This is a genomic window from Marinobacter salarius, from assembly GCF_032922745.1.
GTDB lineage: Bacteria > Pseudomonadota > Gammaproteobacteria > Pseudomonadales > Oleiphilaceae > Marinobacter.
The window spans coordinates 534585-556766 of the sequence record NZ_CP136693.1 but is presented as its reverse complement, the minus strand read 5'-3'; the positions used below and the strand labels follow the sequence as shown (position 1 = coordinate 556766).

The 22182-nt window shown below is 56.2% G+C and carries 23 protein-coding genes; 7 read left to right on the top strand and 16 right to left on the bottom strand.

The features are described from left to right. Positions 1–212: 212 nt before the first annotated feature. From R1T46_RS02605 to R1T46_RS02595, 3 genes are all read right to left on the bottom strand, one after another. Positions 213–1130 carry a MotB family protein gene (locus tag R1T46_RS02605; RefSeq protein ID WP_317307225.1) on the bottom strand — a complete coding sequence of 306 codons (918 nt, stop codon included), beginning with the start codon at positions 1128–1130 and terminating at the stop codon, positions 213–215. 2 nt (positions 1131–1132) lie between these two features. Beyond that, positions 1133–1909 (bottom strand): flagellar motor protein PomA, encoded by a 777-nt coding sequence (gene pomA / locus R1T46_RS02600; RefSeq protein ID WP_075195506.1) that lies wholly within the window; start codon positions 1907–1909, stop codon positions 1133–1135. A 64-nt stretch (positions 1910–1973) separates the two neighbouring features. After that, complete coding sequence (locus R1T46_RS02595) at positions 1974–2393, bottom strand: YkvA family protein (protein WP_075195505.1); 420 nt, start codon at positions 2391–2393, stop codon at positions 1974–1976. A 35-nt stretch (positions 2394–2428) separates the two neighbouring features. Here R1T46_RS02595 and R1T46_RS02590 point away from each other — a divergent pair, with 35 nt between their 5' ends. Beyond that, complete coding sequence (locus R1T46_RS02590; RefSeq protein WP_136633993.1) at positions 2429–3256, top strand: fructosamine kinase family protein; 828 nt, start codon at positions 2429–2431, stop codon at positions 3254–3256. Between the two features lie 9 nt (positions 3257–3265). Here the strand turns inward: R1T46_RS02590 and R1T46_RS02585 are convergent, their stop codons facing one another. The 4 genes from R1T46_RS02585 to R1T46_RS02570 all read right to left on the bottom strand — a co-directional run bounded on the left by R1T46_RS02585 (position 3266) and on the right by R1T46_RS02570 (position 6410). Beyond that, positions 3266–3745, bottom strand: a complete 480-nt coding sequence (locus R1T46_RS02585) for a DUF6231 family protein (RefSeq protein WP_317307224.1) — start codon at positions 3743–3745, stop codon at positions 3266–3268. 98 nt (positions 3746–3843) lie between these two features. Further along, positions 3844–4593, bottom strand: a complete 750-nt coding sequence (locus tag R1T46_RS02580) for an SDR family oxidoreductase (RefSeq protein WP_041333548.1) — start codon at positions 4591–4593, stop codon at positions 3844–3846. 32 nt (positions 4594–4625) lie between these two features. Further along, entirely contained in the window at positions 4626–5747 is a 1122-nt protein-coding gene (locus R1T46_RS02575) for an alkene reductase (RefSeq protein WP_085681861.1), read from the bottom strand. 75 nt (positions 5748–5822) lie between these two features. Next, on the bottom strand, positions 5823–6410 hold the full coding sequence (locus R1T46_RS02570; RefSeq protein WP_091641575.1) for a TetR/AcrR family transcriptional regulator: 588 nt from the start codon (positions 6408–6410) through the stop codon (positions 5823–5825). 89 nt (positions 6411–6499) lie between these two features. Between R1T46_RS02570 and R1T46_RS02565 the strand changes: the two genes are divergently transcribed. Continuing rightward, entirely contained in the window at positions 6500–7612 is a 1113-nt protein-coding gene (locus R1T46_RS02565; RefSeq protein WP_273622770.1) for an S-(hydroxymethyl)glutathione dehydrogenase/class III alcohol dehydrogenase, read from the top strand. A gap of 210 nt (positions 7613–7822) precedes the next feature. Then, positions 7823–8779, top strand: coding sequence for an AraC family transcriptional regulator (locus tag R1T46_RS02560; RefSeq protein ID WP_317307223.1), 957 nt, complete (start codon positions 7823–7825; stop codon positions 8777–8779). Here R1T46_RS02560 and R1T46_RS02555 read toward each other — a convergent pair. The 4 genes from R1T46_RS02555 to R1T46_RS02540 form a co-directional block, all read right to left on the bottom strand. Then, entirely contained in the window at positions 8776–9681 is a 906-nt protein-coding gene (locus R1T46_RS02555; RefSeq protein WP_317307222.1) for an IclR family transcriptional regulator, read from the bottom strand. The two genes, R1T46_RS02560 and R1T46_RS02555, sit on opposite strands and share 4 nt — an antisense overlap. A 24-nt stretch (positions 9682–9705) precedes the next feature. After that, complete coding sequence (locus tag R1T46_RS02550) at positions 9706–10029, bottom strand: hypothetical protein (RefSeq protein ID WP_317307221.1); 324 nt, start codon at positions 10027–10029, stop codon at positions 9706–9708. 93 nt (positions 10030–10122) lie between these two features. Beyond that, complete coding sequence (locus R1T46_RS02545; RefSeq protein ID WP_317307220.1) at positions 10123–10470, bottom strand: cupin domain-containing protein; 348 nt, start codon at positions 10468–10470, stop codon at positions 10123–10125. 30 nt (positions 10471–10500) lie between these two features. Beyond that, entirely contained in the window at positions 10501–11808 is a 1308-nt protein-coding gene (locus R1T46_RS02540) for an FAD-dependent oxidoreductase (protein WP_317307219.1), read from the bottom strand. Between the two features lie 171 nt (positions 11809–11979). Here R1T46_RS02540 and R1T46_RS02535 point away from each other — a divergent pair, with 171 nt between their 5' ends. After that, positions 11980–12966, top strand: a complete 987-nt coding sequence (locus R1T46_RS02535; protein WP_317307218.1) for a LysR family transcriptional regulator — start codon at positions 11980–11982, stop codon at positions 12964–12966. On the opposite strand, the gene gcvA is transcribed toward R1T46_RS02535, so the two are convergent. Genes gcvA through R1T46_RS02520 form a run of 3 tightly spaced genes read right to left on the bottom strand, consistent with a single transcriptional unit; the run spans position 12963 to position 15473 of the window. Beyond that, the gene (gene gcvA / locus R1T46_RS02530; protein WP_317307217.1) at positions 12963–13916 is read right to left on the bottom strand and encodes a transcriptional regulator GcvA; all 954 of its coding nucleotides are present in this window, start codon (positions 13914–13916) and stop codon (positions 12963–12965) included. The genes R1T46_RS02535 and gcvA overlap by 4 nt on opposite strands. Before the next feature lie 32 nt (positions 13917–13948). Beyond that, the gene (locus R1T46_RS02525) at positions 13949–14653 is read right to left on the bottom strand and encodes a BCCT family transporter (RefSeq protein WP_317307216.1); all 705 of its coding nucleotides are present in this window, start codon (positions 14651–14653) and stop codon (positions 13949–13951) included. After that, positions 14601–15473 (bottom strand): BCCT family transporter, encoded by an 873-nt coding sequence (locus R1T46_RS02520; protein ID WP_317307215.1) that lies wholly within the window; start codon positions 15471–15473, stop codon positions 14601–14603. The genes R1T46_RS02525 and R1T46_RS02520 overlap by 53 nt, the downstream gene beginning before the upstream one ends. A 463-nt stretch (positions 15474–15936) precedes the next feature. Here R1T46_RS02520 and R1T46_RS02515 point away from each other — a divergent pair, with 463 nt between their 5' ends. Genes R1T46_RS02515 through R1T46_RS02505 form a run of 3 tightly spaced genes read left to right on the top strand, consistent with a single transcriptional unit; the run spans position 15937 to position 19997 of the window. Then, positions 15937–17121 carry an aromatic ring-hydroxylating oxygenase subunit alpha gene (locus tag R1T46_RS02515; RefSeq protein ID WP_317307214.1) on the top strand — a complete coding sequence of 395 codons (1185 nt, stop codon included), beginning with the start codon at positions 15937–15939 and terminating at the stop codon, positions 17119–17121. A gap of 6 nt (positions 17122–17127) precedes the next feature. Continuing rightward, positions 17128–18573, top strand: a complete 1446-nt coding sequence (locus tag R1T46_RS02510) for an aldehyde dehydrogenase family protein (protein ID WP_317307213.1) — start codon at positions 17128–17130, stop codon at positions 18571–18573. A gap of 53 nt (positions 18574–18626) precedes the next feature. Continuing rightward, positions 18627–19997, top strand: a complete 1371-nt coding sequence (locus R1T46_RS02505; protein WP_317307212.1) for an FAD-dependent oxidoreductase — start codon at positions 18627–18629, stop codon at positions 19995–19997. Between the two features lie 94 nt (positions 19998–20091). Here R1T46_RS02505 and fghA read toward each other — a convergent pair whose 3' ends face one another. Next, entirely contained in the window at positions 20092–20940 is an 849-nt protein-coding gene (gene fghA / locus R1T46_RS02500; RefSeq protein WP_317307211.1) for an S-formylglutathione hydrolase, read from the bottom strand. A gap of 52 nt (positions 20941–20992) precedes the next feature. Continuing rightward, complete coding sequence (locus tag R1T46_RS02495; RefSeq protein ID WP_317308250.1) at positions 20993–22111, bottom strand: S-(hydroxymethyl)glutathione dehydrogenase/class III alcohol dehydrogenase; 1119 nt, start codon at positions 22109–22111, stop codon at positions 20993–20995. Between the last annotated feature and the right edge of the window lie 71 nt (positions 22112–22182).

Here is a 22182-nt window from a genome sequence, read left to right as displayed (position 1 = left end):
TCCTGATTTTTTGGTTTTATCCACCTGTCACGGGCGGGTTGTGCATTGATAGCGTGCATGCCAAGCAAGGAGTGTTCCATTTTGAGGCAAATTTAGGCCGGAGAGTCGATTAGGTGATTTTCTGCTCTGAAGTTGGGCGGGTTTGAGCTGAAGGTGAGGTGTTTTCGCTCTTTAATGGTGCATTAATGGGGGTAGTGCACCAATATGGCCGCCTACCACAGTAATTCGTCCTGGTTGGAGTCGTCGGAACTGGGGGAATCCGGTGCAGCAGACACATCGGCTTTGGGGGTCATGAGTTCCCTTAGCCGCATCTCCTGTTCCTCGATCGGCCCGGACAGATCGATAATGATTTCCACCCGGCGATTTTTGGCGCGGTTCTCCGAAGAGGTGTTTGGTACCCGTGGCTCGGTATAAGCGAGACCGGTGACCGCCAGCCGGGCAGGCTTCAGCTTACCCTCGGCGAGTAGCGCATTGGCAACCGCTGCCGCCCGGGCGGCGGATAGATCCCAGTTGCTGTAGAACCGCTGCGTGCGGATGGGAACATCGTCGGTGTGGCTTTCAATGGTCAACTTGCCGGGGATCTCCACCAGTATGTCGGCCATTTCCAGCAACAGACCTTCAAACTCCCAGGTCAGGTCCGCCGAACCGGAGGGAAACGCCCCCTTCTCCTCAACGCGAACAATGATTCTGTGATGATCCTGGGTGAGGTTGACCCGGCCGTCTTCGATGGCTGTCTCAAGAACCGATCGAACCTGCTCCAGGGTCTTCTCGAGCTCTTCCTGGATGGCGGATTCCACAGCCACATCCGTAGGGCTTTTCAGGGTTTCCAGTTCGGGCTGCTCGTCGGTGGTTGTCTGTTTGACTTCGTTGACGACGGTGGGCTCGGGCGGTGCCGGAGAAAACTGATCGAAAATCGGGCTGGTGCCCATGGGTACCTCAAGGACGGGCACCTCGCGCTGCACACCAAACGCTTTCGACAGTTCACCAGCGATCTGTTTGAACTTCTGTGCGTCGATCTCGGAGAACGACAACAGCAGGACGAAAAAGCACATCAGCAGCGACATCAGGTCCGCGAATGTCACTACCCAGGCGGGAATGCCCGCTTTTTCCTCTTCTGGTAATTCGTCCATGGCTAAACGCCTGCGGTCTCGGCTTCTGAGTTTTTCTCACGTTCTTTCGGGGTCAGGTAACTCGACAGCATCTGTTCGATAATCCGCGGATTGGTGCCTTCCTTGATAGCAACCAGCGCATCAATATAGAGCGATTGCAGACGCGCTTCCTCAGTCATTCGCAGCGAGAGTTTGTCCGCGATGGGGGTGGCGATCATGGTGGCAATCATTGCGCCGTAGAGTGTGGTTAGCAGGGCAACCGCCATGGCAGGACCGATGGATTTCGGGTCTTCCATGTTGGACAGCATCTGCACCAGCCCGATCAGGGTTCCGATCATCCCCATGGCAGGGGCCACATCGGCCATTGCCGTAAAGACTTTTGCGCCAGACCGGTTGTGATCCAGCGTCAGTAGGCGCTCCTTGGACAGCAGGTGTTTGATGGTTTCAGCATCCTGGCCATCGACCAGCATCTGTATTCCCTGGCCGAGAAACGGCGAGCCAACTTCGCGCTCTTCCAGGCCGAGCATGCCTTGCTTGCGGGCAACATTGGCTACTTCAATCAGTTCATCAATGCTTTCACGGGTGTCCGGCAAGCGGAATTTGAACGCTCGAGCGGCCACTTTGAAGGCGCTGAAAAACTGGTTGAAGCTGAATTTCGCCAGCACAACCAGCATGGTGCCACCGACCACAATCAGTATGGAGGGGGGATTGATAAAAACATCCGGCGACACGCCAAGAATGACGGCTGAGGCTATAAGCAGGATGGCCCCAACAAGGCCGATCAGGGTGGCAAAATCCACATTAGCTCCAAAGGGTTTTGTGATTCAGAGGGCTTTCGAAGATTAACGGTAGTCCACTATTGAATCAATCGCTATCCGTAAGCGTTTGTGTTTCTATTTTAAGATCTTTCCACGCTGCGTAACGAAGCAGGTCGGATTCCACCAGGGCCAGGCATGCGGCCACCACACCGGCGTCGTCCAGCAGGCCGAATCCCAGCAGCAGGTCCGGAATCAAATCCAGGGGATTGAGCACGTAAACAAGGGCACCGGCGATCGCCGCAATGCTTTTCCAGGGTACTTCGCGATAGTTGCCCTGCCAGTAGTCCCTGAGCATGGAAAACATCAGCCGGATATCGGTGCTGAACCGGCTCAGTTTGCCACTGTTCCTGACTTTGTCCTCGATGGCCTGCTGGCGGTCGAGCAGGGCGCCCACATCTCTGCGGTGAACCTTGTCCGCCTCTTGATTCAACTGTTCGTTTGCCGTGCGCTTGCTAAAACCTGTCATCGGGCTATTCCTGTGTGGGATGGCCTTGCAGCTCCATGATCCATGAAGCCTGTGACAAAGCCAAGGATGTTTGCGAGGCGATTTCCGATCATGGTTATACTGGTGGCATGACCGATTACGTGAAACAGAATCCTTCGTCCTTTCCCGATGCGTTGTTGTGCGAAGCCCGCGGCCTTGAGGTTTTGGCAGACACTCTCAAGGCGGCTGGTGTCAGCAGAGTGCATGTGCCGGAGGTGAAAGCTGTCTCAGCCCACGAACTGGTGATTCCGAAGATCCACCCCGGCCCGGCGAGCGAGGAAGCCATGGCCGCGCTTGGCGAAGGCTTGGCGCAAATGCATGCGGTACGTCAGCCCGAGTACGGATTCGACGCCGACAACATGATTGGGATGTCACCCCAGAAGAACCGCCTGACGGACGATTGGGGTGCGTTTTTCCTGAGAGATCGACTGGGTGTGCAGGTAGGCATGGTCGGCAATGACCATGTCCGGAAAGAGTTTGAAACGGTGCTTGAGCGTCAGGGCGACACGCTCGCCGGGTTTCTGAATGAGCATTGCGAACACCCAAGCCTGCTCCACGGCGACCTATGGTCCGGGAATGTCCTGTTCGACAGCGTCGGGCCCTGGCTCATTGATCCGGCGGTGTATTACGGTGACCGGGAGGCGGACATTGCCATGACAGAGCTGTTTGGTGGCTTCTCCTCGGCTTTTTATCGTGCCTATGACCGGGGCTACCCCAGAACGGATGTCTATAACACCAAGCGGGCCATCTACAACCTGTACCACACCCTCAATCACTACAACCTTTTTGGGGCATCCTATCTGAGCGCCTGTCGCCACAACCTGGATGTGGTGGCCTCGCTGTAAGCGTGGCAGCTACCACCAGGCCTTGTCCCACATTTCCGGATTGGCCCAGTTGTCGGGATTGTTCCAGACGCGTTTGTGGTTGTAGCTGTCGATGTTGTAGGTGTAGAGCGTGAGAGGGCTGTCTTCGTCACCAAGCTCAGCCTGCCGGCGGAATCCCAGCCCGATGAAATCCGTAAACGACCAACCGGGGCAGTCTTTCACCACAACGGCAATCTGGTGGGTGCCGTAGTTGCGCAATTGGCCCAGCAGTACTTGGCCCTCGTCGTGGTTCAGGTGTTCGAGCGTGTTGGTCACCAGGGCCAGGTCCTGGGTCTCGGGCAGAGGGAAGGCATCGTTGGGGGCGCTGGTATCCAGGGTGGTCATGGCCGACTCGCTGTGGTGCCGGCACCAGTGATCCCCAACCTCACCAGCGATCTCGCCGCAAACCACCAGTGTGGCCGGTTGGCAGGTATCGATAATGCGGGCCAGGGCCTGCTGCACAGTGGTCATGTTTGGTGTGTCCGTCTGGAATGGAACAACCAGTATCACACCCGCCTGTCGGCGGCATCAACCAGATGCACGCCGACAGCGTTCAGCAAGCAACAGCCTTAGAGCTCCTGAGCCGTTGGCCGCAGGATAATTTCGTTGATATCCACGTCCGCAGGCTGTTCGATGGCATAGACGATGGCCCGCGCCACTGCATCGGAATCAATCGCCACCTTGTAGAGTTCATCCGCTGCCTGTTTGGCGTTCGGGTCAGTGATGGTGCTGGTCAGCTCGGTGTCGATGGCGCCCGGTGAGATATTGGTGCTGCGGATCTCGTCGCCGGCTTCCATGCGCAAGCCTTCAGACAGCGCCTTCACCGCGTATTTCGTGGCACAGTACACAGCGGCGCCGGGGAACAGTTTGTGTCCGGCAACGGACGACAGGTTGATCACATGCCCGCTGTGTTGCTCCCGCATGGTCGGCAGCACAGCCGCGATGCCATACATCACGCCTTTAATGTTGACGTCCACCATCTGGTCCCACTCATCAACCTTCAAAGCGTCCAGCGGTGCCAGTGGCATCAGGCCGGCGTTGTTGATCAGTACGTCGATCCGGCCGAAGGTTTCTTTCGCGGTGGCAGCCAGTGACTCCACCTGGTTTCGGTCAGTCACATCGGTAACCTTCCAGGTGACTTCAGCACCCTCGGCTTTCAGGTCTTCTGCCAGTTTGGACAGGCGGTCTTCGCGACGGGCTGCAAGCACCAGCCGGGCTCCTCGCGCTGCCAGGCGGCGGGCAGTTGCCTCACCCAGGCCACTGCTGGCGCCGGTGATAATCACGACTTTGCTATTGATTGGGTCGTTGGTATTGCTCATGGTTTGACTCCTTACTCGTGTGAAAGTGATGTTCAGACGCTGGGTTCAAGTTCCTTCAGCGTCGGGTAATCGGTATAGCCGCGCTCATCGCCGCCGTAGAAGGTGCTGTCATCCCATTTGTTCAGTTCCGCATGCTGGCGGAAACGCTCGGGCAAATCGGGGTTGGCGATAAATGGACGGCCAAAGGTCACCAGATCACAGCGGTCATTGCCGATCCGTTTGCGAGCTTCCTCAGCGGTGTAGGCGCCGTTGGCGATGTAAGTGCCGTGGAATCCAGCCTGGATGGCATCGATCACCGATTCCGGGCGGCCGTTCGCATGGTTGCCCTGGAACGAGTCTTCCACGACCTCGATGTAGCTGATGCCCAGGTCGTTCAGCCGCTTCGCGAATTCACCAAAGGTTTCGACCGGGTCCTCGTCGTACATGGCGTTGAAGCTGCCGGTCGGGCTGACCCGAACGCCGACATTGTCCTTGCCCCAGACGTCGATCACGGCCTCGATCACCATCAGTGGCAGGCGCATCCGGTTTTCAACGGAGCCGCCAAACTCATCACTGCGGTGGTTGCTGCCACTCTTGAGAAACTGGTCCAGCAGGTATCCGTTGGCGGCGTGTACTTCGACGCCATCAAATCCGGCCGCTTTGGCGTTCAGCGCGCCCTGGCGATACTGCTCCACGATGTCCGCCATTTCGCCGGCTTCAAGAGCCCTGGGCTCGGGCACGTCCACCATGCCGGAGTCGGCGCTGATGAAGGTCTTGGCGCCCTCGGGTTTGATCGACGATGGTGCTACAGGCTTGTTGCCTTCCGGCTGCAGCGCCGTATGGGAAATTCGGCCAACGTGCCAGAGCTGCATGTGAATGCGTCCGCCCGCCATGTGCACCGCACTGGTGACCTTGCGCCAGCCTTCGATTTGCTCCTCCGAGTGGATGCCTGGCGTGAATGCATAGCCCTTACCCTGAGGTGACACCTGGGTTGCTTCGCTGATGATCAGTCCTGCACCGGCGCGCTGCTGATAGTACTGCGCGTTCATGTCGTTCGGTACGTCTCCAGGTTGGCTGGAGCGCGAACGGGTCAGGGGAGACATCAGAACGCGGTTGGGCAGCGTCAGGGTGCCGAGATCGTGCGGTTGAAACAGTGCGTCGTTTACGTTGTTCATTGATCACTCTCCTTGAGGATTAACTGAGTGTAATTAGACCAGTCTACTAGTAATGACTGAAAAAAATGTGGGCGTTCAGTGAAGGCCAAGACATTGGCGGAAAAAGACCCGCACAAACCGCTCCATGGGCTCGGTAGACTTCAGAACCTTGGCTCTGAGAATGGCGCCTTCCCAGCCGGAAAGCAGAAAGCTGGCGACGTCGGCAGGGTCGATGGATGCATCGATATCGCCGGCCTGGCGAGCCTCTTCAACACAACGCTCAAAGCGTTTTTCCCAACCCTGGAAAACGGTGTCCAGGCGCCTGCGGAAGGTTTCGTTTTGCCCGGCCAGCTCCTGGCCAAGATTGCCAATCAGGCAGCCCCGGGTGAATTCGCAGCTGGTCATGGTTTCCAGACCAGTGTCGAAGTAGGCCCTAAGGCGGTCCACCGCCGAGCGGGTGTGGTCGTTCAGAATCCGATCCAGCTTGGTGTCGTATTCCTGCGCAAAGGTGTCGATGACAGCCAACCCGAAATCGTTCTTGCTGCTAAAGTAATGGTAGAACGACCCTTTGGGTACACCGGCGGCGGTCAGCACGGCATTGATGCCCGTCGCGCCGAAGCCTTTTTGACCAATCAGGTCGGCGCCGGTGTGGATGATGTGATTGCGGGTGTCGTTCGATGTCATGGCTGGTATATTAGACCGGTCGTCTAGTAAGCGTCAAACCCGTAAAACCCGAGACATTTTATTCCGAACCACGTTCAAGGAGTCTGCCAGTGATCAAATCCCGTGCTGCGGTGGCGTTTGCCCCCAACAAACCGCTGGAAATTGTGGAAGTGGATGTTGCCCCGCCCCAGAAAGGGGAGGTGCTGGTGCGTATCGTTGCCACCGGCGTCTGTCACACGGACGCCTACACGCTGTCCGGCGCCGATTCCGAAGGTAATTTTCCGGCCATCCTGGGCCACGAAGGCGGTGGCATTGTTGAGGCGGTTGGTGAAGGTGTCACCTCCGTCGAAGTGGGTGATCACGTGATCCCTCTTTATACCGCCGAATGTGGAAAATGTAAGTTCTGTACGTCTGGCAAAACCAACCTGTGTGGTTCCGTGCGCGAAACCCAGGGCAAGGGAGTGATGCCGGACGGTACCTCCCGTTTTTCCTACAAGGGTGAGCCTGTCTATCACTACATGGGGTGCTCCACCTTCTCGGAATACACGGTATTGCCGGAAGTTTCCCTGGCGAAGATACCCAAGGATGCACCACTGGACAAAGTCTGCCTTCTGGGCTGTGGCGTCACTACCGGTATCGGCGCGGTGCTGAACACAGCTAAGGTGGAGGAAGGCGCGACGGTCGCTATCTTCGGTCTCGGCGGAATCGGCCTGGCGGCGATTATTGGCGCCACCATGGCCAAGGCCAGCCGCATCATCGCCATCGACATCAACCCCGGCAAGTTCGATATCGCCAGACAGCTGGGTGCCACGGACGTAGTGAACCCCAAGGACTACGACAAGCCGATTCAGGAAGTCATCGTTGAAATGACAGACGGCGGTGTGGACTACTCCTTTGAGTGTATCGGCAACGTCAACGTGATGCGCTCAGCCCTGGAGTGCTGTCATAAAGGCTGGGGTGAATCCATCATCATCGGCGTGGCCGGTGCCGGTGAGGAAATCAGCACCCGGCCGTTCCAGCTGGTCACCGGCCGGGTCTGGAAAGGCTCTGCCTTTGGTGGTGTGAAGGGCCGGACGGAACTGCCGGGTTATGTCGAGAAGGCCGAGAAAGGAGACATCCCGCTGGACGTGTTTATTACACACAACATGCCCCTTGAGGACATCAACGAGGCGTTTGAGTTGATGCATGAGGGGAAGAGTATTCGGACGGTTATTCATTTCTGACGTAAGCTTTGGTCTTTTCCCGGGGAGCCGCCACAGGCTCCCCGGCGATTCCTGCCTTCCTTATTCCCTCCTGATGTAGATCTTTCAATCAAGCGTATAGCGCTAATCAGTCTTGGGTTAGTACAAGTTTGCGCTGCCAAATTGGTTGTTGATTGACCATCTAAATTTATATAAAGTGAACTCATTAACAATAAGTAAATGAGGCGAGAGATGTTTGGTCAATCACTTGCGGGCGCTACCGTCCTTCAGGGGGCACATCCGGAAGAGGTGTCTTCGTTCGTTAATCAGCATATCGGGCAGCATCGCCTGGAAATGCTGGGAGAGCAGAAACGGAAGTCCAGTCTCAGCTTCAGGGAATTTGCCGGGTTTGGGATGTCCCAGCTCAGCTACGGTAATCATGTACGGGTAAAAAGCCCCGAACTTGAGTCCATCTACCACTTTCAGGTGGTCACTCGGGGTGAGTGTGTCTGGCATCAGGCGGGCGAGCGCATGAAGGTTCGCAGTGGTCAGGCGGTTATGGTGAACCCGTATGAAAAAATTGATCTGGAATACTCGGATGATTGCGAAAAGCTGATCATCAAGGTTCCGGAGTATGTGCTCAATAATGCCCGTGAGTTGTCACACGGTCGGTTGCCGGAGGATGGCATTCGCTTTATCCGGGCGCCTGTGGAACTGCGGCTGTGTCCGGCACTGATCAACATCATGGAGGCGGTACTCTCCGAGCTTGACGATGCTGAGGATGAGGATATAAACCCGGTTTGCGGCGCCTATCGTGAAATCATCCTCAAGAAGCTGCTGAAGGTGTTTCCCAGTAACTGGTCATCTCAGGAAAAGGGGCCGGCCTGTACACCTACCCTGGGTAAAATGCTCCGTTACATTGAACAGAACGTGCATCGCAACATCGATATTGAAGAGCTTTCCAGTGTCTCCAACATGAGTGTTCGATCCATCTACAATGCGTTTTCCAAGGCCTTCGCAACAACCCCGAAGTGTTACATCAAACAGTTGAAGCTGCAGAAGTTGCGGGAAGATCTCCTGCAGGGGAAGTGCCGGAATGTCACCGAAATTGCGTTGGATTATGGCTTCAGTCACCTGGGCCGGTTTTCCTCTGACTATCGAAAATCCTTTGGCGAGTTGCCCTCCGAAACCATGCGAATGGCCGGTTAATCCCGGCCATTGCCCTCCCGCTGTTGCCCGCAAATCTGCCGCGTTACCCGGTCACTGCATTCCCGGACCTGTTCGAACAGGAATGAGCCTTCGCTGATGTCAGTGTCCCGGTCAAGACCCAACAGGGTGATGACAGTGACGATGCTGCCGTTGATGTCGAAGACCGGGCGGCTCAGCACATTGATTTCGGGTAGATAGTCACTGAAAAACGCGCAGTAGTTGTCCCGCTTGATGGTCTCCAGATGGGGTTGCAGTTCTTCCCGGGTGACGGGTTTGCCCCGATGTTTCGGGAGTGACTTGGAGTTCTTGTAGTACTGGTCCACCAATTCCTTTCGCCGTTCCGCTGGCAGGTGGGCGAGGTAAATCCTTCCTGACGCGGAGTTCAGTGGCGACAGTTCGGCGCCCAGTCGGACGTTGACCGAGATCGGCTGGCTTGAATCCAGCCACTTGATGATCAGCGGGCCGTTCCCGTTCCAGACGGTGACCGACACGGTTTTGTCGGTTTCCTCGTTGAGCCGGTCAACGGCTTCATAGCTCAGTTGAATGGGATTGATGCGACGGAGCGCGGAAATACCGAGGGTCAGGCTGGAATTACCCAGGGTGTACTGGGTCTGGTTTACCTGATTGATGTAGCCTTCTCTCAGCAAACTGACGAGGTATTTGTGGGCACGACTGGGTGAGAGGTCCAGGGCCCCCGACAGCTCTTTGAGGGTGGGTGGCCTGGAAGCCACGGAGATGTAGTTGAGGATATGCAATCCGATTTCCAGCGAACCGATTCCCTGCCGCTTTGGGCTTTCTTCTGCTATGGACGTTACCGTTTGCAATTGACTGGTGCTGCCTTGTACCAGCGGAAAACAGGTGCCCTGGAGACGGCGGGCACCTGTTTTGCGGGTTGTTGGCAAGGATACCAATTCTGAAGGTCCGGATCAGAATTTGTACTTGGCCATGACCTCAACCTGCTGGCCTTCGGGCAACAGTGGGCCGAAGGCGAGATTGTACTTTCGCCACTCTATCCCGGCTTCCAGATCCTGGGTGATGTTATGGATCAGGTTAACGCGGGACTGGTTGGAACGGCCGAAGATGCGGGAATCCCCATCATCGACTTTTTCATAGATGGCTTCGGCTTTGAAATAGCCACCGATGCTGAATTTGGTGTCGTTGAACTCGCCGAGTTCGAGAGCGTGAACGGCGGGGGCCGCGCTGAGACCGGATGCAATAGCGAGCGCTAACAATGAATGTCGATAGTTCATTTGCCTTCTCCTTGTTGTTTGGCATTTGAACTATCGGTTATTCAGGCGTGGGCAAATATCCGGTTAGTGAACATTTCTATCCGTTTTTTGTAGCTATGTACATTCTGTTGCCTTCCAGTTCCCCGGGTAAACCGCATAAAAAATGCTTGCCCGATCGCCTTCGTACCGGAGTTCCGTACCTTCAGGAATCCAGAGAATGTCCCCGGGGGCGGCTTCGAGCACGCCTTCGTTGACCACGAGGCGAAATACGCCTTCGATCACATACACGACCTCATCGTACAGTACTGTCCAGGCGACGGAGCAGGCGTCGAAATGGGCGACGCCGGCGCCCATGGTATTGCTCATTTCGATGCTGACGGCCCGCGCTACTTCAGCGTGCCCCGGCGGGCCTCCACGGTGTTTGAAATTCAGGCTTGAGTGGCGAATCAGTGTTGCGGCCAAGGGGGCTCCTTTTGTGTTTCGGTCGGAGTGTCAGACTTCTGAACGACTGGCAAATCGTGCTATCGCCATGCGCAAAGGCACGCCCACCCTCAGCAGCGGTTTCGGTGGTAGTCGGGAAGGGGAGCCCGATACTTCAAGCATGTCGGAAAGCAGTTCGGTTTTCTTTCCGCACGCCATGTCCGCCAGCATCATGCCGGATACGGTACCCCGGGCGGCGCCAACGCTCTGGTCGCAGCACGAGAGGTAGATCCCCGGTTCTATTTCTCCAAAGTAGGTCTCGAAGTTGCCGGACAGGCCGCTGGCTCCGCCCCACGTGTACTCGAATTCCACATCCTTGAGTTGCGGGTAGCGCGCATCAAACGCTTTCCTGTGCCGCACTCCAAGGCCAGGCAATAGGTCCTGAGGCGTATTGTAGTCGTGGGCGTAACGATAGGAATTACGGATAATAATTCGCCGGTCCTGTGTCATGCGGACCGTCGTGCCGGCGTGGTCCGCCGGTGTGATTCCCCAATCGAGCTGCCCGCCATAGCGTTTCATCTGATCATCCGTCAGAGGTTTGGTCATGCTGGCGAAGGTCATGACTGGCAGTATACGGTCGCGCATGAAACCGAGTTCGGCGGTGAAGATATTCGTACCCAGTATTAGTTTGCGGCATTTGATGCTGGAGTTTCCGGTTTTCAACAGAAAACCGCTTTCCGTCCGGGTGATTTCAGTAACCGCCGTGTTCTCGGCGATCTGAACGTTGTCTGGCATATTGTCTGCCAGCCCGCGCATCAATGCCGCGGGCTGCATTAGTGCGCCACCCGGCGTAAAAATCGCAGAGCTGTAGAAGTCTGTTCCGAAGACTGACTTGATCCGTTCGCGGGGGATTCTCTCGTAACTTTCGCCAAAGCCTTTCAGCAGTTCTTCGTAATGGCTGAGAAACTTCTCCCCTCGCGCGCCCACGGCGGCCTGATATTTGCCGGCAGGGGACCACTGGCAGTCAATGCCGTATTGGTCGATCTGGGTTTTCAAGTAGTCGATGGCGGTCCGGTTCAGGCAAACCAGTTTGCGCTTCAGATCGTTGTCATTCGATTCCAGGTCCCGTTTATGGGGCTGGTCAATAACAAAACCCGAGTTACGCCCAGATGCGCCTTGGCCAATTTTGAGCGCTTCGATGAGAAGGAACCGTTCGTTGGGGCGGTTTTCAGCCAGTCGACGCACCGCTGCGCAACCGACGAAACCGCCACCAATCACGACGGTATCCACTCGCACATTGCTCATGAGCTCGGGAAACGATGAAACGTTGTCGAGGGCTTCGTACCAGCCGCAGTGGCCATCGTATTGGGGAAGAATCATTGCCTGTATCGCTCATTGCTGTGTTGCGGTATCAAGGCCCAGTGGTTCGGGCCTGTTCGCGTTACACAATGATTATTCGCGTCAACTATTAGATAATCTACATTTAGAGAGCAATGTGATTAAAAATTATAGGTATAATTAGCTGTGCTTATGCAATGGTGATTTTTAACAATGGACCCGAATCTTCTCGATACTCAGTTACTGAGCACGTTTGTAACAATTGCCGAGTCTCAGTCCTTGACCGACGCGGCCAATCGGCTGTCGGTCACACAGTCAGCAATTTCCCAGTCGTTGAAACAGCTTGAGGGTATAGTCGGGGCGGAATTGATCGTCCGTCGCACGCGGCCGGTACAGCTCACGGCAACAGGGCAGGTTCTGAAGCGCAGTGCAGATACCATCCTTGCGGATCTACGCCGGTTGAGCGTGCAACTGAGGTCTACGGCGGAAATGAACCTGGTTCAGTGTCGCCTGGGGCTTGTGACATCCTGCTCAGAGGTATTCGGCAGCAGACTTATCGCCAGGCTGAGTAGCCGAATCGAACGACTGACGCTACGTAGCGGTATGACGCCAACGTTAACGCAGGCGTTCCTGGATCGTGAAATTGACATTCTGGTTTCCAGTGAGCCGATGCACGATGTCGCCGGGCTTGAGCGGGTCCGTCTTTGCCGAGATCCAATGCTGGCGGCAGCATCAACCAGAATGTTGGAGGGTGTGGATGTGAATCATGGCGCGCCAGGTTGGGTAGAGAGACTTTTACAGTCCAAACCGCTCATCCGCTATGGGCGCAACACGCATATAGGCGCCTTGAGCGAAGTGACAATGCGGCGTATGCGGCTTCAGACCAGTGTTCGATATGAAACCGACGATACGCATACGTTGATGAGCTTTGTTCAGGATGGACATGGCTGGGCAATACTCAGTGGGCTGTGTCTTGCCCAGGTGTTGTATAGGACAGAGGGGGTCCGTTTTATCGAACTTGATGCCAGCCGTCATGCACGCGAGCTGTATCTGTTGGCGAGGGAAGGGGAAATGGGCGATATCCCCTCACAGGTGGCGGAAAGCATTCGAACCCTTTTGCGAGAGGATATCGTGCCTGATCTGGCTGCTCGCGCTCCTTGGCTGAACAAAGATCATTTCGCAATAGACCTTGAGGCCTAGTTCGATGGCGCAGAAATACGGGTGGTGGCCGATGTTTCACCCGAATAGGAGGGGTCTTCCCTGACATGCTCAAGCAGCCAGTTACGGAACTCCTCGACACCGGGCTTTCTTCTGGCCTGCTCCTCGGGTTCAAGCATGTAGAAATGGGCCTCGGTATTCAGCTCTGTGGGAACGGGGCGCACGAGTACCCCGTTGTCCAGATATTGTTCGACCAGTTGCTGCCAGCCAAGGGCAATTCCCTGGCCGTTGAGTGCTGCCTGGATCAGCATGGGATAGTTGTTAAGGTTGAGTCTGCGGCGGGGCTCGATCAGTTTCAGTCCGGCAGAGCGAAACCATTCTTTCCAGGTCAGCCAGTTCTCATTGGAGTCTAGCCAGAGCTGAGTTGTACCAAGCACCTCTTCTGGAGCGTCCGCAGTCTGGCGCTCCAGGAAAACCGGGCTACAAACGGGGTAGACCCGTTCACGAAACAGGGGGGTTACAGACGTTCCCGTCGGGGCCTTCCGATAATAGAACAGAGCTACATCGTACTCTGAGCTACGCACGCCCTTCAGAGAATCCGTTGCCAATATGCGGACATCGATATTCGGATAGAGGTCCTGGAACTTCGGCAGTCTCGGCAGCAGCCAGAGCGAGGCCATCGCGTTTGAGGTGGCCACTGTGATCTGCTTGTTCGACCGCCATTGCAGGACATCGCTTGTCGCGTCGGCCAACACCTGCAGGGACTGTTGCACGCTGGCGTAGTAATCCGTGCCGGTTTGCGTCAGCCCCAACTGGCGCTTGTCCCTGACGAAGAGTGCGCGGCCCAGGTATTCCTCAAGGTGCCGGATCTGCCGGCTGACGGCTCCCTGAGTCACACTCAGCTCGGAGGCCGCCTGAGTGAAACTCATATTGCGCGCGGCCGACTCGAAAGCCACCAGGCTGTTCAGAGGAGGTAAGGGTTTTATTTTCACCGGTTTCTCTCTGGCAAAGTTGGTACTTGTTATTAGCGGAGCTGATTGGCGAGCGAAAGTCTGTCGGATTCCGACGCCTCTTCGCTGCCCTGACTGTACTCACTTTCCTCTATTTTCGACATCGGGGCTAGTGCTGAAAGCCCGAGTTCGGCACGCAGCGTCTTCATCAAAGAGACCGACATAACCAGCAGCAAAACGGCAATGGGCATACCGGCAACAATCGTTGCTGTCTGCACTGCCTTCAGTCCCCCGGCGTAGAGCAACCCGCCAGCGATAAGAGCCTGCATCACGCCCCATATCAGTCGTAAGGTCATGGGAGGTTCGAGACTGCCCCGGGTGCTCAATGTACACAATACAAGCGTACCCGAGTCTGCGGATGTTATGAAATAGGTAGCAAGAAGCAGGATAATTAAAACAGATAGGGACTGGCCTATAACGCCGGAATCGAGTTTCGAAACGAGTGTGAATATCGCCGATGTGGTCTCGGCCTGAGTCGCCAGAAGGATGTCACCGCCCTTGAACTCCGCGGCCTCATCGACCAGCAGGCCCGCCTCTACCTGACTCTGGTGAGCAGCGTGGTCATCCTGCTCCATCTTCAATGCTGCTCCTCCGAAGACGGACATCCAGATAAATGTGATCAGCGTGGGTACTATCAGGGCGCCGGCAATCAGTTCACGAATGGTCCTACCCCGCGAAATGCGTGCGATGAAGATGCCAACGAAAGGCGCCCAGGTCATCCACCACGGCCAGCAGAATCGATAGCTTCATGTTCCATTCGGACAGTATCCGAATGCCGCGCCCAACACCTGATATCACTGAAATGATGGCCAGAGTGCTGATGACGGAGATCATCAGGATCTGGTTTTCGGCGCTAATGGAAAGGCCGAATACTTTGTTTAGACCGGTATTCATCTGGGCTACGCCGAGCCCCAATGATGTAGAGATGCCGAAAGCGGTGATCACCACAGTAAGAATATCAACGGTGTGACCAATAGGGCCGTAGATGCGATTTCCAATCAGGGGATAGAGTGCGGAGCGCATCGTCAGGGGAAGGCCTTTTCGATACGAAAAGTAGGCCATCACAAGGGCGACGAGGATAAAAATGGCCCAGGGGTGCAGCCCCCAGTGAAAAAACGTGAGGCGCATTGCCGTTTCGGCAGCCTGAGCGCTCAAGCCGGTTTCTGAGAAGGGGTTGCCGGCGTAGTGCCACATGGGCTCCGCCACCGACCAAAAAATCAGACCAATACCCATACCACCGCTGAACAGCATGGCAAGCCAGGAACGATAGCGGAACTCCGGTAGTTCATCGTCTTTACCAAGGCGTATATGGCCGTAGCGGCTGAACATCAAATAGAGCAGCAGCCCCAGTACCGCAGACACCAGCAGCAGATAAAACCATTTGAAGTTATTAAGGACCGTATCTGATAGCTGTTGGAAAAGTGCGCTGGACTCTGTGGCCATAAAGCCGCAGAGCAGGACGAAACCGACAATAAGTATCTTTGAAACAACGGTGACCGTTGGGTCGATGCCGTACACCAGACCAGTGTCATTTCTCATGAGAGTTGCACCTTCATTATTGTATTGATCGTCGATCCGCTCAGCCCGTTATTTTTCTTGGAGGGCTGCCCGGACAGTGGATGCAATCCTCATCAATTAATTGATATTGATCAAACGAGTTTTTGTGCCTCAAGTCATGAGGTTTTGTCATGCAAGGTCTTGCCAGAGCTCCTGCCCTCGGGTAAATCGTCGAACGTTCGATCGCAGACGATGATATGTCATGAGCTTATGAAGAAAGGTCAGGCGCATGCGCGTCAGGGCCTCGAAATCAGGCGCGTGAAACCTCATGAGAAATTGTCATGAACAGGCGGCTTAAAAGTCGTTTGCTGAAAAAAGTTCGCCATCCTTACTATCGCTCCTCATACAGCAACGACCTGTAGTCACTGAGTCAGGTCAATGTGCTGCTGGTAGCCCTGACAGGGCCAAGAAAGATCTTCAGAGATCGAGAGAGGAGATAAATGCCATGACAACAACAACGCGTCTGATTCCAACAACAGCACTCGACAATGTCCGCAAGCCGCTGGCCGAAGCGTCCGGTATGCCCAACGCCGTTTATGACGACGCCTCACTGTATGAACTGGAGCGAGATGAGGTGTTGGGGAAAGGCTGGGCAGCGCTTGGTTTCACCAGTGACCTACCGATGGATGGTTTTGCCAAGCCCTATGAGTTCATGGGCTTGCCTTTGGCGATCATGCGTAACCGGGATGGCGAGTTCAAGGTTTTCCACAATGTCTGCAGCCACCGGGGAATGATCCTGCTGACCGAAGAAACCGAAGTGGAAGGCATGGTGCGCTGCCCCTACCATTCCTGGACCTACGATCTGAATGGCAACCTGAAAGGCACGCCGCACATCGGTGGTTATGGCAAACACAAAGCCGAAGGGTTTGTGTGCGAGAAGCATGGGTTGCGGGAGGTTCGCTCCCATGTCTGGGCAGGCATGGTGTTTATCAACCTGTCTGGTGATGCGGTCGATTTCGACACCTATATTGAACCGCTGAAAGAGCGCTGGAGCGACCTGTGCGGCAGGGAAGGCTGGGACAACCTGAACATTGCGCCGACCGGCAGTCAGATGCAACTGGAAGTAAAGTGCAACTGGAAGCTGGCAGTGGAAAACTATTGCGAGTCCTATCACTTGCCGTGGGTCCATCCCAGCCTGAACACGTACTCGCCGCTGGACCAGCATTACAACCTGGTGGTCAGTGACAATATGTCTGGGCAGGGCAGCCACACCTATAACCTGTCGGATGTTGCTGGCACCCATTTGCCACGGTTCCCGTCCTGGCCACAGGATCGCCTGCGCCAGGCAGAGTACATTTCGCTCTATCCGAACGTTCTGCTCGGCCTCCAGGCGGACCACTTTTTCGCCATTATTCTGGAGCCGAAAGCCCATGACCGGACGCTGGAAAACCTGCGTGTGTTCTATGTGGGTGAAGAGGCGTGTGGCGATGAATATGCCGCTTGCAGACATTCGCAGATCGAAGCCTGGCGCGTGGTATTCGGCGAGGATGTGTTTGCCGTTGAGGGGATGCAGGTTGGCCGTCGGTCACCTGGCTTCCAGGGCGGCGTGTTCTCACCGGTTCTGGACGGCCCGACACACCATTTTCACAACTGGGTAGCCAATCGCTATGCCAGCGCACTGGAAGGATGATTCTCTATGTCTAACAAACAACCCAACCACTGGCTGAATTTTATTGGCGGCGAATGGGTCGACAGCGAGACGACCATTGAGGTGAGTGATCCCTCCTCTGATAGCGTTTTCGCCACCATTGCCAGTGCGGACCTGGACGATGTCGAGCGTGCCATCGTTGCCGCACGGAAGTGTGTGCGGGAAGGCCGGTTGACTCGTCAACGTCCTTCCCAGCGAGCGGAGCTGCTCTACCGGATCGGAGCCGAGATCCGCAAGCTGGCGGATGAAGGCGCTTTGCTCGCCTCACGTGAGAACGGCAAGTCGCTCAACGATGCGCTGGGTGAATTCACTGAATCCGCGGCTTACTTTGAGTATTACGCAGGCATGGCGGACAAGATCGAAGGCAAGTCGATCCCGTTGGGGGAAGACTATGTCGATTTCACCACCTACGAGCCGCAGGGCATCTCAGTACAGATTGTCCCGTGGAACTTTCCGGTCTCGATCTGCGCGCGCTCACTGGCACCGGCGCTGGCTGCTGGAAACGCAGTGATCGTGAAATCGCCCGAGGTGTCGCCACTGGCGATCACGTTGTTGGCAACCGCATGCGAACGTGCCGGCTTGCCCAAGGGGGCGCTGAGCATCCTGGCAGGGCCCGGGCGCGAGATCGGCGCTGCGTTGGTGGCGCACAAGGAAACCAATCAGATCGTCTTCACCGGTTCTGTGCCGACTGGCCGTTCGATTATGCGGGCAGCCGCCGAGAATGCCGTGCCTTGCGTTATGGAACTGGGTGGTAAATCCGCTGCTGTCGCGTTTTCTGATGCGGATCTGGATGAGGTTGTCTCCAGTGTAAAAAGCGGGATTTTCTTCAATTCCGGGCAGGTTTGTTCGGCCATGTCCCGTCTGCTGGTTCAGCGTGAGATCTACGACGAGGTGGTTGGCCGGGTTGCAGAGCTGGCCCAGGGCCTGAGCATTGGCGGCGGCAAGGATAACCCGGATATTACGCCGCTGGTGTCGATGCAGCAGCGTGAGGGTGTTCTCGAATTGTGCCGTCAAGCGGAAGAGGATGGCGCACGCCTCGTTTTCGGTGGGCGTGCTGTGGAAGGTCTGCCGGGGGCGTTTGTGCAGCCTACGGTGTACGCGGATGTCACCCCTGACATGCGCCTGTTCGGCGACGAAGTGTTCGGTCCGGTCATCGCCATCACGCCTTTCGATAGTGAAGAGGAAGCCTACGAGCTGGCCAATGGCACCGACTATGGGCTTGTCGCGGGCGTCTTCACCCGGGACATCAGCCGGGCCCTGCGTGCCTCTCAGGCACTGGATGCCGGCCAGGTGTTCGTCAATGAGTGGTTTGCCGGTGGCATAGAAACACCGTTTGGTGGCAACGGGCTCTCCGGCTATGGCCGCGAGAAAGGGCAGGAAGCACTCTACAGTTACGTGCGCACCAAGAACGTAGCGATTCGCATCACCCGATAAATACGATGACGGTGCCGCTGTCCCGGATAGCGGCACCGAGGGAGGGCCAAATCATGAAAAAGTGGCTATGTACTATCTGCGGTCTGATCTACGACGAGGCCAAGGGCTGGCCACCCGAAGGAATTCCCCCGGGTACCCGTTGGGAAGATGTTCCGGACGACTGGGTGTGCCCTGACTGTGGCGTGGGCAAAGCCGATTTCGAGATGATTGAGCTGAAAACCGAGCAGAAGCCGAGTGCCCCTGTCACGGAAGCAGCCAGTGTGGCTGCGCTACCCATTGCCATCGTAGGTAGTGGTTATGCAGGATACGGCCTGGCCGAAGCAATCCGCGAACGCAACCCGGACACGCCCATCGTTGTATTTACAGCAGACGACGGTCACCACTATTCCAAGCCATCACTCTCCAATGCATTGGCCCGTGACAAGAGCGCGGACGATCTTGTCAGCGAAAAGCCCCTGGCATTGGAACAGCGCCTGAATATCCGAGTCTATACCCACTGTCGGGTACAAAGCATCGACCCGAAAACGAAAACGTTGGAAACCGATGCCGGCTCCCAGCCCTACAGCAAACTCGTGCTGGCTCTGGGTGCTGAGCCCATTCGCTTGCCCATCGAGGGGAGCGGCGCCGAGGACGTATTGAGCGTTAACGACCTGCAGGACTACCGCTACATGCGGGAGCGTCTGCAGAGTGGCGACAGAGTCACCATTATCGGCAATGGCCTGATCGGCTGTGAATTTGCGAATGACCTGACGGCTGCCGGTTGCCTGGTGGACGTTGTTGGCCTCGCCGAATCCCCGATGGACCGGTTGTTGCCGTATGACGTAGGCATGCAATTGCAAGAGGCGTTGCGGGAGCAAGGCGTGAACTGGTATCAGGGCAATACCGTCGAACGGATCGAGAAGGAAGGCGGCCAATACAGGGTAGTACTGCGTGATGGCACTGAGCTGGTCACCGATTTGGTGATTTCCGCCGTTGGCTTGCGACCCCGAACGGAGCTGGCAGAGTCCATCGGAGCGGACGTCAATCAGGGTATTCAGGTCAATGGTGGAATGAAGACCACAGTCCCGGACGTATTTGCGATTGGCGATTGCGTTGAGATCAATGGCCGGTTGTTGCCATACATTGCACCAATCACCCACGGCATCCGGGCACTGGCGGATACTCTGTTGGGGCGACCAACTATGGTTCAGTACCCACCGATGCCTGTCATTGTCAAAACACCGGCACTTCCGCTGACCCTGTTAAGTCCGTCCAACAGTTTGGAAGGACGCTGGCAGGTTGAGCGCGATAAGCATGGCTCCCGGGCCTTTTTCCTTGATGAATCGGAGTGCCTTCAAGGCTTCGTACTGGCAGGGCAAATTGTTTCAGAACGACAGTTCTGGGTCGACCGGTGTGGAGAGCCTCTGGAACGTTCGGTTGCCTGAAGTAATTCGCATAGGTTGGTGAACCTTTGGCCCGCTGTATACAGCGGGCCTTTTTTTCTGCGGCTGATGAGGTCGGCTTTCTAACCGGCCAGGTCTAGACCGTGGACGGGGCCAGATGCCGACCATGGAATCGCAGATGGTCCTCAATGAAGCTGGCAATGAAGTAGTAGCTGTGGTCGTAGCCCTCGCGCAGATTCAGTTCCAGCGGGTAACCGCTGATATGGGCTGACGCCTCAAGGGTTTCGGGGCGAAGCTGTTCGGCCAGGAAGTTGTCAGCGTCACCCTGATCCACCAGGGCCGGCACGAATTGCTGTGCCTTGCGCATTAACAGGCTGGCATCGTAGGCAGCCCAGCGCCCGGTGTCGTTGCCGAGATAGGCGGCAAAGGCTTTTTTGCCCCACGGGCAACTGACCGGATTGCTGATCGGGCTGAAAGCAGACACCGACTGGTATGTCTGTGGATTGCGCAATGCCAGCACCAGGGCGCCATGCCCGCCCATGGAATGTCCCGCGACAGAGCGTTGATCGGTCACTGGGAACACCGACTCCACCAGTGCCGGTAGTTCATTCAGCACGTAATCGTACATGCGGTAATGCGTGTTCCAGGGGCTCTCGGTAGCATTCACATAGAACCCCGCCCCCTGGCCAAGATCGTAACCGTCATCGTTGGCGACGTCGTCGCCTCTGGGGCTTGTGTCCGGGGCCACAATGGCAATGCCCAGTTCGGCGGCCACCCGATGGGCGCCCGCTTTCTGCATGAAGTTTTCGTCGGTGCAGGTCAGCCCCGATAGCCAGTAAACGACGGGTACCTTTTGCCCACTAGCCACCTGTGGTGGCAGGTAAATCGCGAAACGCATGACACAACCAAGGGTGTCGGACTGATGGCTGTACTGCTTGTGCCAGCCACCGAAACTTTTGTTGCTGCTCAGGTTTTCGATGCTCATCAAGAACTCCGTGGGTGAGTCGCCTGCCATGGGTGGCAGGCGACCGCGCCGGTCACTTATCGAAATGGATCACGCTACGAATGCTCTTTCCTTCGTGCATCAGTTCGAACGCCTCATTGATGTCTTCAAGCCTCATGGTGTGGGTGATGAAATCGCTGAGTTTGAACTCGCCCTGCAGATACCGCTCGACAATTCCAGGAAGCTCGGAGCGGCCTTTGACGCCGCCGAACGCGGAGCCTTTCCAGACTCGACCGGTCACCAGTTGGAATGGACGGGTGGAAATCTCCTGGCCAGCACCTGCGACGCCGATGACGACGGATTCGCCCCAGCCCTTGTGGCAGCATTCCAGGGCAGAACGCATCACGTCGACGTTGCCAATGCACTCAAAGGAGTAGTCCACGCCGCCGTCTGTCAGTTCGACAATGACTTCCTGAATGGGTTTGTCATAGGCTTTGGGGTTGATGCAATCGGTTGCGCCAAGTTGCTTCGCGAGGTCGAACTTGCTCTCATTGATATCGACGGCAATGATGCGGCTGGCCTTGGCCATGGTAGCGCCAATAATGGCAGACAGGCCGATGCCGCCCAGACCGAAGATCGCCACGGTGGCACCTTCTTCCACCTTGGCAGTATTCATGACGGCGCCCATGCCGGTGGTTACTCCGCAGCCCAGCAGGCACACTTCTTCCAGTGGCGCTTCTTTGTTCACTTTGGCCAAAGAGATTTCCGGCAGCACGGTGTACTCGGAAAAGGTGGAGCAGCCCATGTAGTGATAGATTGGCTGGCCATCCTTGTAGAAACGGCTGGTGCCATCGGGCATCAGGCCCTTGCCCTGGGTTTCCCGGATCTTCCCGCACAGGTTGGTTTTACCAGAGAGGCAGAATTTACATTCCCCACACTCTGGCGTGTACAGGGGAATAACGTGATCTCCGATCTCGACACTCGTGACACCTTCGCCGATGGCCTCAACGATGCCGCCGCCTTCATGGCCCAGAATCGCGGGGAAATTACCTTCGGGATCGTCTCCGGAAAGCGTAAACGCGTCGGTGTGACACACGCCGGTAGCGATCACCCGCACCAGAACCTCACCAGCTTTCGGCGGCATTACATCCACCTCTTCAATGGAGAGTGGTTGCCCCGGTCCCCAGGCAATGGCTGCTTTTGATTTGATCATCTCGCTCATAATTCTCTCCGTTTGTGATGCATCTGTATTTGGACACTGCCCGAATGATCTGGTGATTATAT

Bases quoted from the DNA above. Each gene is read 5' to 3' on its own strand.
- R1T46_RS02550 (WP_317307221.1), bottom strand. From the start codon at position 10,029: ATGAACTATCGACATTCATTGTTAGCGCTCGCTATTGCATCCGGTCTC.
- fghA (WP_317307211.1), bottom strand. From the start codon at position 20,940: ATGAGCATCGAAAACCTGAGCAGCAACAAAAGTTTCGGTGGCTGGCAC.
- R1T46_RS02495 (WP_317308250.1), bottom strand. From the start codon at position 22,111: ATGATCAAATCAAAAGCAGCCATTGCCTGGGGACCGGGGCAACCACTC.
- R1T46_RS02520 (WP_317307215.1), bottom strand. From the start codon at position 15,473: ATGAGAAATGACACTGGTCTGGTGTACGGCATCGACCCAACGGTCACC.
- R1T46_RS02570 (WP_091641575.1), bottom strand. From the start codon at position 6,410: ATGACATCGAACGACACCCGCAATCACATCATCCACACCGGCGCCGAC.
- R1T46_RS02515 (WP_317307214.1), top strand. From the start codon at position 15,937: ATGACAACAACAACGCGTCTGATTCCAACAACAGCACTCGACAATGTC.
- R1T46_RS02580 (WP_041333548.1), bottom strand. From the start codon at position 4,593: ATGAGCAATACCAACGACCCAATCAATAGCAAAGTCGTGATTATCACC.
- R1T46_RS02595 (WP_075195505.1), bottom strand. From the start codon at position 2,393: ATGACAGGTTTTAGCAAGCGCACGGCAAACGAACAGTTGAATCAAGAG.
- R1T46_RS02605 (WP_317307225.1), bottom strand. From the start codon at position 1,130: ATGGACGAATTACCAGAAGAGGAAAAAGCGGGCATTCCCGCCTGGGTA.
- R1T46_RS02560 (WP_317307223.1), top strand. From the start codon at position 7,823: ATGTTTGGTCAATCACTTGCGGGCGCTACCGTCCTTCAGGGGGCACAT.
- R1T46_RS02505 (WP_317307212.1), top strand. From the start codon at position 18,627: ATGAAAAAGTGGCTATGTACTATCTGCGGTCTGATCTACGACGAGGCC.
- R1T46_RS02535 (WP_317307218.1), top strand. From the start codon at position 11,980: ATGGACCCGAATCTTCTCGATACTCAGTTACTGAGCACGTTTGTAACA.
- R1T46_RS02575 (WP_085681861.1), bottom strand. From the start codon at position 5,747: ATGAACAACGTAAACGACGCACTGTTTCAACCGCACGATCTCGGCACC.
- R1T46_RS02510 (WP_317307213.1), top strand. From the start codon at position 17,128: ATGTCTAACAAACAACCCAACCACTGGCTGAATTTTATTGGCGGCGAA.
- R1T46_RS02590 (WP_136633993.1), top strand. From the start codon at position 2,429: ATGATCCATGAAGCCTGTGACAAAGCCAAGGATGTTTGCGAGGCGATT.
- R1T46_RS02525 (WP_317307216.1), bottom strand. From the start codon at position 14,653: ATGACCTGGGCGCCTTTCGTTGGCATCTTCATCGCACGCATTTCGCGG.
- R1T46_RS02540 (WP_317307219.1), bottom strand. From the start codon at position 11,808: ATGATTCTTCCCCAATACGATGGCCACTGCGGCTGGTACGAAGCCCTC.
- R1T46_RS02585 (WP_317307224.1), bottom strand. From the start codon at position 3,745: ATGACCACTGTGCAGCAGGCCCTGGCCCGCATTATCGATACCTGCCAA.